Raw genomic sequence first — 12,934 nt, forward strand, 5'->3', positions numbered from 1 at the left:
AATTATAATATTGCTGGTAATACAGTTACTAAACCAATGGAAGTTGAATATAACAATTATAACGATAGTCATGTGGTTGCTAACACTAGTTCATTAATTACAAAAGCGGATTTATTTAATGTTGGTTCACACGACTATACTCAATATATTTATGTGAATCCAAAATCTGAAGATAGTTATAACACACGCTTAACTATTCAAGGATATCAAGAAGATGTCAATGATAGTAGTACACTATTAAATCCAGATGATACAAAAATTGAAATATTGGATGCTAAGTCATCTGATAACATTGCGCCAAGTTTCCATATAAATGACGAAGACTTTGAAAATGTAACTGACAACTTTGGAATTAACCAAATAGGTGATAAAAAAGCACAAATTGATTTTGGTCATATTGATCCCCCTTATATTGTTAAAGTAACATCTAAAATTGATCCAAATTCAAGTCAAGATTTACGTACACGTGTTATTATGGAAAATGAAAATGCAGAAGGTACTACGGATTTCTATGCGCACGATAATACAGTTGAACGTTTAGGAGCCAACGGAGTTGCTACTGGTAATGAAAAACTTTATAACCTAGGTGACTATGTTTGGGAAGATACTAATAAAAATGGTATCCAAGATGAAGATGAACATGGTATCGAAGGAGTGGAGGTATCACTTACACGTCCAAATGGTACAGTCGAAACTACAACTACTAATTCTGAAGGTAAGTATGAATTTAATAATTTACAAAATGGTGATTATGTTATTAATTTCAAAACACCTGCAGGATATACACCAACTAAAGCTTATGAAGGCAATAGCTTCGAAGTTGATTCTAATGGTTTAAGTACTGTAGGTACAATTAAAGATGCTGACAACTGGACTTTAGATAGTGGATTCTATAAAACACCTTCTAAATACAGTTTAGGTGATTATGTATGGTATGATTCTAATAAAGATGGTTATCAAGACTATGATGAAAAAGGTATCAAAGGTGTTAAAGTTACTTTAAAAGATAATGAAGGTAATATATTAAAGACAACTGAAACGGATGAAAATGGTAAATACCGTTTTGATAACCTAGATAGTGGTGAATACACAGTTCATTTTGATAAACCAGAAGGACTTACACAAACATCAACTAATTCTGATAACGATGATGCCAAAGATGCTGATGGTGAAGATGTACATGTAACAATTACAGATCATGATGATTTCAGCATTGATAATGGTTACTTCGAAGATAGTGAATCGGACTCTTCTTCAGATAGCGAGTCAACAAGTGAATCAGATTCAGAAAGTCATTCAGACTCTGAACTACCAGATACTGGTGAAGAAGACAATCACCAAGGATTAATCGGTGGAATGCTTGCAGCATTCGGAGGATTAACTCTATTAGGTAGACGTCGTAAAAAAGAAGAAAAATAATTATTGAAAGATTAACAGGGAAATGGGGCAGAATTTATAGTCCCATCCCGTCGCATAGCAAACCCATCTTGCATTGTTCGTATGCGAAATGTTTAAGAGCCTGTACATATTGTTTATGTTCCAGGCTCTTGTTATACATATATAAAAGAAGTAGGTGATAACATGACGATTTATAATCTAAATTTTGGTATCGGTTGGGCAAGTAGCGGCGTTGAATATGCTCAACTTTATCGTAGAAACATTTTAAAGAACTTAAACGAAAATTTTAAATTTATATTTTTAGATTTTATAAACAAAGAGAATATTCAAACACTTACAAGTCATTTAGGTATAGGTGATGAAGAAGTGATATGGATTTATCAATATTTTACTGATATTAAAATTAAGCCTACTTCTTATACAATTGAACAAATTATTGAAACTCTTAATTCTAGTGATGTTGTAGTTAAAGATATTAAAGAAAAGATAAAAAGAATTTATTTTAATGATGGAAAATGTTACGTTAACTGTTATTTAAAATATAAATATGAAAGTATTGTAGATCGTGCGGAATTTGTTTCTAATGGTAAGCTAATAAGAAAAGAATTTTATACCTATACCAAGATTTTTACAGAATATTATGCGCCTTATAATAAGAAGGCCAAAGTTTATTTACGAAAATTTTTTAACGAGGATGGCTCTGTTGCATACGAAGAAGTCGTGAAAGATGGAGACAATATGTATATTTTTCCGAATAAGATTTTATATTCAAAAAAGGAATTTATCGGATACTTCATCAATCAACTTAATTTGACACGCAATGACATTTTATTAGTTGATCGATCTAAAAACATCGGTCAGTTCATTCTAGAAAATAAAAAAGAGGGGCATCTAGGTGTAGTCATTCATGCTGAGCACTATAATTATCCCAATTCAAATGCACAATTTGTCTTATGGAACAGTAACTATGAATATATGTTTAACCATGCCAAGTATATCGATTTTTATGTTGTAGCAACACAGGACCAAAAAGCTGTACTAAGTCAGCAATTTAAAGATTATAAAGGACTGAGTCTTAAAATATATACAATTTCAGTGGGTAATATTAAAAATCTTAAATACGAACAGAATCGTAAGCCTTATTCAATCATCACTGCTTCTCGATTAGCGAATGAAAAGCACGTTGATTGGCTAGTTAAGGCTGTCATAGAAGCTCATAAAATTAATCCAGAAATTAAATTTGATATCTATGGTGAAGGTTCAGAAAAGAAAAAATTACAACAAATCATTGATGATTTTGATGCCAATAGTTATATTCATCTCAAAGGTCATGTTGATTTAACCGAAGTTTATAAATCTTATCAACTTTATTTATCGGGCTCGACAAGTGAAGGATTTGGACTTACATTAATGGAAGCAGTTGGCTCAGGACTTGGTATGATAGGATTTGATGTATATTATGGTAATACGACTTTTATTAAAGACGGAATTAATGGTTTTAGAATATCTTTAGATACTTCCAATTTAGATGAAGATGATATAGTAGCTAACATTTCAAAGAAGATAGTATTATTTTTCGAACATAATATAGAACAAATGAGAGATCAATCCTACAAAATTGCGGATAAGTATTTGATTGAGAACATTCAAAAAGAATGGCAAACCTTAATTGATGAGGTGGAAAATGATTAATTTATACGAAAGAGTAGATCAGAGAACGCTTAAATTACACCAATCATATTTGAACGCTAACTTTAATCCTATGACTGTAGTTATTGAAGATAATGGCTTTTTACCTAATGATATCTTGTCACCGTATAAGTTTTTTTCTCAAAATACAGTTACTGAAGAAGATCCCTGCTTCTTTAATGAAGTAGCAGTTCCTGAATTTTGGGAAATAGAGGGTTCAAATCAATCAGCTGTGATTAAGGATAAAGGTAAAATAAGAGGTAAAATTTTTTATAAAAAAGGATATTTAAATAGAGTAGTTGCTTCTGTAGAGTGGCTGAATGATAGTGGCAACACGCAATTGATTGATTATTACAATCAACACGGTTTTCGTTATGCTCAACTTTTAATGGACGACCATCAAAGTCGAATTTTAAAACGTTATTTTGACCAAAATAATCAAGAATTTCTAGTGGAGAATTATGTTACTAAGGATTTGATTTTAAAATGGAATAATAAAGATTTATTCTTTGATAACCGAAAAGAATTCTTAGCTTTCTATTTTGAACAAGCCAATCTATCAATCGAGGAAATGACACTTAACTCATTTGCGACGTCTTTCTTATTTATATACCAACAGCGTCATCTTATTTCAAAGTGTAGAATATTTTGGCAAGAAAAGATTAAAGATGATTTACCTGAAAATATGAAAATAGCATTAAAAAACATAGAAAATTTAAAGATTTTAATACCCGATAAAGAAGAATATTATCGTGTGAATCGTTTAGTTGAAAAGTCGAATCAACATAAGATAGAACATATTGGATATGTGTATGATTTTGTTAAATCAAATCATTGTAAAAATGAAGTTTTAATATTAACAAATTCTGATGATATTCCACATATAGATGAAATTGCTATCGATAATCAGAAAATGAGTTTTCATATTGCATCTAAAACAGAAATGTCTACGAAACTTATGCAACTTGGTAAAGTACAGAATATTAATTTATATCCTAAAATGTCTGAAAAAAATGTCTTAGATTTATGCCAAAAATGTGATATTTATTTAGATATTAATAAAGGTAAAGAAATATTTGAAGGCGTACAATTAGCATTTATGCACCAACTCATTCTGTTTGCTTATGAAGAAACGATTCATAATAAACAATTGAATAATCGTGAAAATACCTTCAAAATAGAACAATATAAAGAATTAAGTAGAGTACTTGAAGAAATGAGTGAGAATCAAACACTATTTTCTAATCAATTAAATGTACAATTACAACACGCTAATTCTATTTCGAAATTTAAATTTCAAAATAGAATAGAATAAGTTTTTGCGATGATAATTATCAAATTTTTGTTATATATAGTTGGGTGATAATTTTCCCATAATGTTACAATTTATAAATTCATCTTGAGATGATTCTAATTTAGATTTACAAAGAATGATTTTAAAAATATTAATTACTATTATAAATTATATCTCTTATTGCTAGAATTCTAGTGTAGGAGACGTTTTTAATAACTTAAAAAAGCCTCGGTCAAACTGATATGACCGAGACTCATATAAGTGACTATTTAGTTACTACTTGCTCCGTTTTTTAATGTGTCATAATTTGGATTATTAGGTTGTTGACCTGATTTTTTACCGAAATCAGGACTATCAGGGTTTTCATTTATATGATCATATTTGTATGCACCCCATTTGCCTCCGCCTTGTACGTCATAGTTCCAGAATGTCCAAGACATATTATCTTTGTTAGCTCTATCAAGAATATATTTTAAATCACCATCTTTAGCAGAAGGACCGCCTTCCATTGACTGTGTATTAAATTCTCCTAAATAGCTTGGCACGTTATAATTACTGTTTTCAATGTTATTGAATTTTTCATTAAAGGAATGTTTTACTGAAGAGTCTTGAGAAGTAGCATAATTATGATATTCATAAACTAAATTATGAGCAGTATCATTGTAAAATGAAGGATCTTCGAGATTACTCGGATTCCAAACTGCTTCTAAAAAGATAATATGTTTATCACCTGTGTCACGTATTGATTTAACTGCTTCTTTATAGAAATTTTTTACTTGTTTGTCGCTTGTACCTTTATTTACACCTTTTGGTTCGTTTAAGATGTCATATCCTGCGACGGCATTTTCATTTTTATAGTGATTTGCAACATTATAAAGAATTTCTTTTGCTTTTCCTTGAGCATTGTTGTCATCCCAGAAATGGCCTAATCCAGTGCTACCACCGTTTTTATCAGCTGAATGTTCAGTACCATTTTGTGAGTTAGGCGCACCATGGAAATCGATAATTACATATAATCCATGAGCTTTTGCTTTTTGGATGAATTTATCAACTTCATCAAATGAATGACTTGTAATTTTAACATCATCTGGATTCATGCCTTTTTTATAGTTAGTTAAATTAATGTAATTGAGTGGTAAACGTATTGTATTCATACCAATGTCTTTAACATTTTGAAAATCTTCATCTGTCCAACGATTATCTGCATATGTGTTTAGTTTCTTTTTCGCTTCTTTTGGACCATATTTCTCATCTAAAGCATCTTTCAATTCTTTGTATGTTTTATCATTGTATGGTTTAGCGTAACCTTCTCTTTTCTGACCAGTAATACCACCAAGGTAACCTTCTGTAGTAAATACATTTCCAGCATTTACGCCTTTTAATTGATAATTTTGCCCGTCTTTTTGAATTTCTTTACCTTTAGTAGTTAGTGTCCCATATCATCTGCGTGGGCGATATGTGTTGTATTAAAAGCGCCTATGCTAGATGCTAATGTTGTTGCTACAAGTACAGAACTAATAATTGATTTTTTCATTTGTTATTTACCTCTCTTATAAGTGAAATTCGGTCATACTTTATGCATGTTCAAAATCTACGTCTTGATCATTAAAATTGTTAATAATATTTTGGGTTAACTCAAAGTTTTCATCATTCATTTTAAATTTTAAAGGTAATTTTAAATCAAAGTTGCTATCTTTAATTAATTCTTGTTGTACTTTTAAGCGGTCATATACATTAGGATTGTTATCTTCGTCTGCTCGTTGTTCTGCGCTAATCGCATCATAGCGTTTGCCAACGAAATTGTTGAGATAGTCAGCTTCATTTCCACCTTCAGCAGGTGTTTTAGCACCTTTTTTCGCTTCATTTCTTAAATCATCGAAGCTCCAATCTTTAGGATTTGTAGCTCCATGACCAGGGCCATGTTTAACAATGGCATCAAAATAGATATATTGACCTAGTTGAGATAAACCGTCTTCTTTTGCTCTATTAACGGCATCAGTCATATAATCAGTTTTTAATACATAATTTTGTACTTTAATAAAGTTGTCTCTATCATTTTTAGATGCATTTTTCCAAGCTTTTTTAAAACCATTTAAGCCTTTGTGAGAGTCAGATTTTGATTCACTTAATTTTGTTAATGCGTCTTGATATTTTTTTAATTCGTTATTAGGATTTAACTTGTTGTAATGTTTAACCAATTTTACCATGTCGTTTGTGCCTGTAGTAAATCCAATAACACCTGCAGTATAGCCTCTACCATCTCCAATGTCTTCAATGTAAGAATAATTATTAGAATAGTTAATATCGCTATTTTCTGCTGCGCCAACTAATGACATAATTCTTTTTCTTAAGTCATAATTTTTGTCCATATAATTGTTAGTGTTTATTGTTGTTTTGTTTTGTGCTTCTTTTGATAATTTTGCAGAGTTGTTTGTTGATGTTCATTATGATGTAGTGTTTCAGCTGCGTTTGCTAATCCTGTCCCATTTGCTGCGATAAGTGTAGCCAATAATGACGAACTAGTCCCTAATGCAATTTTACGAACTGTACGTTTTTCGAAATTTTTCATGAACAAAGCACTTCTTCCTTAATTAATATTGTCAAAAGTAAAACTTTTGACAATATTAATTATAAATATATTATTTTGTCAATTTAAAAAAGCGCATTCAATTTAATTTAAACAATAGTTTTACATTAAAACCGATTTTTTCAAAAATATTTTACCTAAAAATAATAATGTGTATATTTATTGAGTTATATACAATTAGTGGAATTTTAGTTTTTAATTATATATCAAATATTTTGTAATTTAGTAATCGAAAGTTTTAAGAAACATGTGAGGAAAAAAGATGAATGGAGGTTTAATTAAGAGTGAGTTAGAATAAAGTAACTCTTATTTAAATAGCTAGGTAGGAGAAAAAATAAACATGAAAGGTTATAGGGTTATCAATATATAAGTCAATCTCGTGTAATATAAATAGATTATTACTTTTCAGATAAAGAATCTTCAAATACTTCAATAACCTTATTATAAAGTTCTAAGTTAAAAGAAAATTTTCAATACACCTTAGAAATTAAAAAGTGAGGTTGATTTTTATCACAAATAGGTATGGCTACAATATTGTCACTGTCTTCTATTGCAGTTTCTGTTAAAATACCGACGCCTATGCCTTCAGATATCATTTTCTTATATAAGTTCAAATCACCATTTTTATATATCACATTTGGAGAGTAGTGATATTGTTTACATAATTGGCTTAATGCAAGTGAATGTGTGAAATGATCATTTAGTGAAATAAACTGAGCATCTTTAAGTTGTTTAAATGATATTTTGTCAAATTGAGAGAAATGATGATTTTATAGTTATCTGTTTTAATGACTTTGCTTATCAAATTATTTTCTTTAATTGGTTTAAGAGAACCAATTAACCCGATATCTATATTACCTTCTTTAAGTTCAGTAATAAGGTCTTTAGATCCTTTATTAATAATAGACACACTATCCATTAAATTATTTTTGATTAAATTTAAAGATACTCTATGGAAATATGTATTACCAATGATGGGTGGAACGCCACATTTAATATCTCCTGTTTTTAATTTGTCAATATTGGAAGACATTTCGTGTAGTTCATTTTCTATATTTTCAATGTGAATGATTAGCACTTGTCCTATTTCAGTTATATCGATGGAATGGTGTTTATGATCACTAACAATAATTTCTATATTAAATTCTTCTTCAATTCTTTTAATGGCATATGAAATTGTAGGTTGGCTAACGTTGAAAAAATTTGAGGTCTCCGTAAAGCTCCCTAACTCTGCTAATATTTTAAAGTACATTAAATCTTGTAATTTCAACATTTACCCTTCGCTCATAAATAAAATTTATATGAAGTTTTGAATATACATATTTTAAAGAATTATTGTTTATTTGCAATCAAAAAGGAGTGCAATAATCATGAAAGGTTTAGAATTACTGAACAACCCATTTTTAAATAAGGGAAGTGCTTTTATTGGAGAAGAAAGAGAAAAATGGTTTGTTATCTACTAAAGTAAGAACAATAGAGGAACAAGCTAAACAAACATATGATGAATTTACACAAAAACAAACTAATTTAGAAAAACGTTTGTTTTTAATGGCAATTTTCAATAGAAATAAAATGTTATTTTACAAATTGTTATCAGAGCATTTAGTTGAATTTATGCCAATTATTTATGACCCTGTCGTAGCTGAATCTATAGAGAAATATAATGAAATCTTTTCAAGATCACAAAATGCAGCTTTCTTATCTATTAATGACCCTAATGGTATTTAAGAACAATTAAAAAATGTCACAGAAAATAGAGATATTCAATTAATTGTTGTAACTGATGCTGAAGGCATTTTAGGAATTGGTGACTGGGGCGTTAACGGTGTCGATATCGTGATAGGTAAATTAATGGTCTATACAGCTGCAGCTGGCATCGGTCCTAAAAAAATCTTACTAGTGTCATTAGATGTTGGAACTAACAATGAGAGTTTATTAAATGACGATCTTTATTTAGGTAATCGTCATCAACGAATCACTGGAGAAAGATATGATGCATTTATAGATAAATTTGTTAAAGCAATTCAACGTCTTTATCCAGATGCATTATTACATTGGGAAGATTTTGGTTGTGATAATGCCACTAAAATATTAAAGAAATATGAACCTGAAATTGCGATTTTTAATGATGATGTTCAAGGTAAAAGCATTGTTGTCTTATCGGGAATATTAGGTGCTTTAAATATTGTCAAAGAAAAACTCACTAACCAACGTATATTAATATATGGTGCTGGTACTGCTGGAATGGGGATTGCTAATATTTTATTAAATGAAATGAAAGAACAAGGTTTAAATGATAAAGAAGCTAAGAATTTATTTTACTTTATAGATAAACAAGGGCTTTTGAATCGTCATACTCCAAATTTATCTTATGAACAAAAAGAATTTATTAACGATAGTATAAATGTACAGAATACTTCATTTAACTCATTAGAAGAAATTGTTTCAGAAGTATAACCAACAATTTTAATAGGGACTTCTACAAAACCTGGTGCATTCAATGAACAAGTAGTCAAAACGATGAGTACGTCTACAGAAAGATCGATTATTTTACCATTATCTTATCCTACGAAGTTAGCAGAAGATTTATTAAAATGGACTAACGGTAAAGCGCTTATTGGTACAGGTATTCCGGTAGAAAATATTTAATATAATGGTGTGGAATATTAAATAGGACAGGTAAATAATGCATTAATGTATCCAGGATTAGGTTTAATTGCTTCTAAAGCTAAAAGAGTTAATAAAGACATTTTATCGCAAGCTAGTCATGCACTAGGGAATTTAGTAGATGTTGATAAACCAGGAGCGCCTATTTTACCTCTTGTTTCCAAAATTGAAAGTTTCTCACAAAAAATAGCAAAGGATGTTGCGCAGGCTGTCATTAATCAAAGATTAAATGGTTCAATTTCAACATATAACGTAAAAGATTTAGTAGCTCATTATAAATGGCAACCTATCTATGAATCTTTGTTAGATGAACAAAAATGAGAATAAAGTTATGAGATTTTACAAATGATAAAACCAAGTTGTTCTTCTCAATATTCGCAAAGACGTAAGTTGTTTGATCATCTTTGGAATATTGACGTTAAAGAAATATATCTACCCATTTATATTGGAATGATTATAGTTCTTATTGCCATTATGGCTATTGGTAAACTTCCACATACCATTGTATGCGCTATTTCAGTATTAGTGATTTTAGGTAATTTTCTACATTATCTGGGAAATAAAATTCCTATTATTAAATCTTACTTAGGTGGTGGATCTGTATTTTGTATATTCATATCTGCTTTCTTAGCTACATTTGGGATTTTACCGGCAAATGTAGTCGCTGCTACTAAAGACTTTGTAAATAATATGGGGTTTTTAGACTTTTGTATCGCTGCACTTATTACTGGTAGCATTTTAGGTATGGACCGTTCATTGTTAATAAAAGCATCTGTAAGATTTATTCCCGTAGCTGTTCTTTCAATGTTAAGTTGCTTTATCATGGTGGGAACTGTTGGTGAACTTATAGGGAATGGATTTGGTAAATCTGTATCATACATTGCTTTTCCAGCTATGGCAGGTGGTATTGGGGCAGGTGTAGTACCATTTATCAACGATTTACACGCATAGCTTAGGTGCTTCTGCAGGAAGTATCATTTCGAAATTAATCCCAGCATCCGCGATGGGTAATTTACTGGCTATTATTGGTGCTGCACTTTTAGTTAAGTTAGGAGAAAAATTTCCTAAGGCAAATGGTCATGGAAAATTAATTAAAGAAGATAATCAACAAGTCGATAGAAATAATGAAAGATTAGAAGATGAAGATAGAAAATCTCAAACTAATGTTACTCAAATTGGTGTTGGCTTATTAATTTCTTTTTCATTTTTCATGATTGGCATTATATGTAATTATTTCGCTCCTAAAATTCAAGCCTATGCTTTTATGATTATATTGGTTGTGATTGCTAAAATCACAAGAATATTGCCTAAATATTATGAAGAAAGTGCAATCATGTTTAATCAAGTCATTGTTAAAAATTTAACACCCGCAGTACTTACAGGCATAGGTATCGCTTTACTTAATATAAATGTTTTAGGTCAGGCGTTGACTTGGCAATTTATTGTATTATGTTTAACAAGCGTTATAACAATTTCTACGGCAGCAGGTATCTTTGGGAACCTTTTCGGATTATATCCAGTTGAATCGATAGTTACAGCAGGGATGTGTAACAATAGTATGGGAGGTACAGACAATGTTGCCGTGTTATCTTCTGCGAAAAGAATGGAACTTATTGCATTTGCACAAATGGGAAACCGACTCGGAGGTGCAACGATATTAATTGCATCCGGATTCTTGGCACAAATGTTTTCATAGATAATTAGTGAATTAAAAAATTAAATCTATTTATATAAAATCCCCTTTCAACGTGTTTATAATTAAAAATTACACTTTGAAGGGGATTTTTAATTTAAACTACGACTATAAAAATTCCTACAATTGCTATGAGAACAATTGCGATAGTGAATCCAATTTCAGTTTTAGTAAAGACTTTTTCATTTGGCTCAAATTGGCGTCTAGCATAAATATAAAATGGTGTACCTAGAGCGTATATAATAAATGATATTACTGTATATTTAATACCTGCTGATATACCCATATAAATGATACCAAGTAGGGCAATTAATCCAATTATTAGTGCGTATTTGCGACTATATTGGTGATGTCCCGGCCAATTTTCTTTTTTATATGAACTTTTAACTAAAAATAAGATTGATAAAAGATATGGTGGAACAGTCATTGTCCCAACGATAGTTAACATTGTATTAAATGCTTGAGTAGAAAAATGAGTTAAAATGATAATAATCTCCATTATAATTGATGATGTAATCAATGAGACATAAGGAATATCATTTTTATTAGTTTTAGCAAATTGTTTTGGGAAATGCTTAGCTTTTGCTGCAGCATAAGGCATTTCTGATAACATCAATGTCCAAGTTAGCCATGAAGCTAAGATAGCTACAATAACACCTATTGCTATAATAATGCGTCCAGCAGGTCCAATCACAAGACTTAATAATACTCCTGAAGATGGACTTTTCATTGCTGCTATTTCACCATAACTTTTTAGGCCTAAAGGTAATAATGTTGCTAAAGCATATAAAATTAAGCAAATGATAAAACCTAAATGAGTAGCTGTTTTAACCTCATTCTGAGACTTAGCTTTATCAGATAAAACAACAGCTCCTTCTACGCCACCAAATACCCATAGTGTAGTCATCATTGTTGATGAAATTTGGTGTTGTAATGAACCTAAATCTTTATCATTAAGATGAGGTATGGCATGATTAGCAAACATGTTTGTCGTAAAACTACCCCAGTTAAATGAAATAACCATAACAACTAGGAATATTGCTGTCGTGATAAGCATTCCAATTGTTCCAGCTATCTCTACAGAAGAGGCTGCCTTAACACCATTTAATATGAGTAAACTCATCAACCATAGAATGATACTTCCACCGATGATTGACCAAATATTGTTTCCTCCAGTAAATTTACCAGGGAAAAAGAAATCTAATGTTGCCATGAGTAAAACCGAGTAGGTTACATTAGCAAAACATTCGCAAATCCAATAGCCCCAACTCGTAAAGAAGCCGGCATAACCTCCAAACCCTTTTTCGACGTACTGATATAAGCCAGTTTTGTACTCTGGAAACACATCGGTTAAAATCATAAAGCTTTTTACTATGAACCACATGATAAATCCAGTGATTAGCCAAGTACAAATTTGTCCAACTACTCCAGCATGCACAGCCATATTTTGTGGAAGGTCGTATATACCACCACCCACCATAGCTGATAAAACAACTGCGGTTAAGGCCCATATACCTAATTTTTTAGGACTACTATTCTTCTTTTCGGCATTTTCTAAATTTTTATTTGCATTATTATTAATCTCTTGAGACATGAATCTTCACTC

General features: G+C 30.5%; 10 protein-coding genes and 2 pseudogenes. 6 read left to right on the forward strand and 6 right to left on the reverse strand.

All coding sequences use genetic code 11. The features are described 5' to 3' along the window. Positions 1-96: 96 nt before the first annotated feature. The 3 genes and pseudogenes from DYE57_RS12955 to gtfB form a co-directional block, all read left to right on the forward strand. Positions 97-1,419 (forward strand): annotated as a pseudogene (locus DYE57_RS12955) (SdrD B-like domain-containing protein); the annotation flags it as partial. A gap of 162 nt (positions 1,420-1,581) precedes the next feature. Further along, positions 1,582-3,090, forward strand: coding sequence for an accessory Sec system glycosyltransferase GtfA (gene gtfA / locus DYE57_RS00560; protein ID WP_115312500.1), 1,509 nt, complete (start codon positions 1,582-1,584; stop codon positions 3,088-3,090). Further along, a complete protein-coding gene (gene gtfB, locus DYE57_RS00565) occupies positions 3,083-4,402 on the forward strand; it encodes an accessory Sec system glycosylation chaperone GtfB (protein WP_115312501.1) in 1,320 nt (439 codons plus the stop codon). The genes gtfA and gtfB overlap by 8 nt, the downstream gene beginning before the upstream one ends. A 248-nt stretch (positions 4,403-4,650) precedes the next feature. Here gtfB and DYE57_RS00570 read toward each other — a convergent pair whose 3' ends face one another. The 5 genes from DYE57_RS00570 to DYE57_RS00580 all read right to left on the reverse strand — a co-directional run bounded on the left by DYE57_RS00570 (position 4,651) and on the right by DYE57_RS00580 (position 8,241). Continuing rightward, complete coding sequence (locus DYE57_RS00570) at positions 4,651-5,649, reverse strand: glycoside hydrolase family 5 protein (RefSeq protein ID WP_232619725.1); 999 nt, start codon at positions 5,647-5,649, stop codon at positions 4,651-4,653. Positions 5,650-5,955: 306 nt separating this feature from the next. After that, a complete protein-coding gene (locus DYE57_RS00575) occupies positions 5,956-6,750 on the reverse strand; it encodes a chitosanase (RefSeq protein WP_232619724.1) in 795 nt (264 codons plus the stop codon). 14 nt (positions 6,751-6,764) lie between these two features. After that, positions 6,765-6,950 carry a hypothetical protein gene (locus DYE57_RS12040; protein ID WP_232619723.1) on the reverse strand — a complete coding sequence of 62 codons (186 nt, stop codon included), beginning with the start codon at positions 6,948-6,950 and terminating at the stop codon, positions 6,765-6,767. A 488-nt stretch (positions 6,951-7,438) separates the two neighbouring features. Then, positions 7,439-7,711: a LysR substrate-binding domain-containing protein gene (locus DYE57_RS12045; protein WP_306171761.1), complete on the reverse strand. Its 273-nt coding sequence runs from the start codon at positions 7,709-7,711 to the stop codon at positions 7,439-7,441. After that, positions 7,669-8,241, reverse strand: coding sequence for a LysR family transcriptional regulator (locus DYE57_RS00580; RefSeq protein ID WP_232619722.1), 573 nt, complete (start codon positions 8,239-8,241; stop codon positions 7,669-7,671). The genes DYE57_RS12045 and DYE57_RS00580 overlap by 43 nt, the downstream gene beginning before the upstream one ends. Positions 8,242-8,338: 97 nt before the next feature. On the opposite strand from DYE57_RS00580, the pseudogene maeA reads away from it, so the two are divergent. From maeA to DYE57_RS12055, 3 genes and pseudogenes are all read left to right on the forward strand, one after another. Then, a pseudogene (gene maeA, locus DYE57_RS00585) lies at positions 8,339-9,956 on the forward strand (oxaloacetate-decarboxylating malate dehydrogenase). Positions 9,957-9,980: 24 nt separating this feature from the next. Then, on the forward strand, positions 9,981-10,586 hold the full coding sequence (locus tag DYE57_RS12050) for a 2-hydroxycarboxylate transporter family protein (RefSeq protein ID WP_232619721.1): 606 nt from the start codon (positions 9,981-9,983) through the stop codon (positions 10,584-10,586). 37 nt (positions 10,587-10,623) lie between these two features. After that, complete coding sequence (locus tag DYE57_RS12055) at positions 10,624-11,331, forward strand: 2-hydroxycarboxylate transporter family protein (RefSeq protein WP_232619762.1); 708 nt, start codon at positions 10,624-10,626, stop codon at positions 11,329-11,331. 94 nt (positions 11,332-11,425) lie between these two features. Here the strand turns inward: DYE57_RS12055 and DYE57_RS00595 are convergent, their stop codons facing one another. Further along, positions 11,426-12,922: a basic amino acid/polyamine antiporter gene (locus DYE57_RS00595; RefSeq protein ID WP_115312502.1), complete on the reverse strand. Its 1,497-nt coding sequence runs from the start codon at positions 12,920-12,922 to the stop codon at positions 11,426-11,428. Between the last annotated feature and the right edge of the window lie 12 nt (positions 12,923-12,934).

This window comes from Staphylococcus saccharolyticus (genome assembly GCF_900458815.1).
GTDB classification, from domain to species: Bacteria; Bacillota; Bacilli; order Staphylococcales; family Staphylococcaceae; genus Staphylococcus; species Staphylococcus saccharolyticus.

What these genes read in the sequence shown, in the direction of transcription:
- gtfA (WP_115312500.1), top strand. Translation starts at nt 1,582, where the DNA reads ATGACGATTTATAATCTAAATTTTGGTATCGGTTGGGCAAGTAGCGGC.
- gtfB (WP_115312501.1), top strand. Translation starts at nt 3,083, where the DNA reads ATGATTAATTTATACGAAAGAGTAGATCAGAGAACGCTTAAATTACAC.
- DYE57_RS00575 (WP_232619724.1), bottom strand. Translation starts at nt 6,750, where the DNA reads ATGGACAAAAATTATGACTTAAGAAAAAGAATTATGTCATTAGTTGGC.
- DYE57_RS12040 (WP_232619723.1), bottom strand. Translation starts at nt 6,950, where the DNA reads ATGAAAAATTTCGAAAAACGTACAGTTCGTAAAATTGCATTAGGGACT.
- DYE57_RS00580 (WP_232619722.1), bottom strand. Translation starts at nt 8,241, where the DNA reads ATGTTGAAATTACAAGATTTAATGTACTTTAAAATATTAGCAGAGTTA.
- DYE57_RS12050 (WP_232619721.1), top strand. Translation starts at nt 9,981, where the DNA reads ATGATAAAACCAAGTTGTTCTTCTCAATATTCGCAAAGACGTAAGTTG.
- DYE57_RS00595 (WP_115312502.1), bottom strand. Translation starts at nt 12,922, where the DNA reads ATGTCTCAAGAGATTAATAATAATGCAAATAAAAATTTAGAAAATGCC.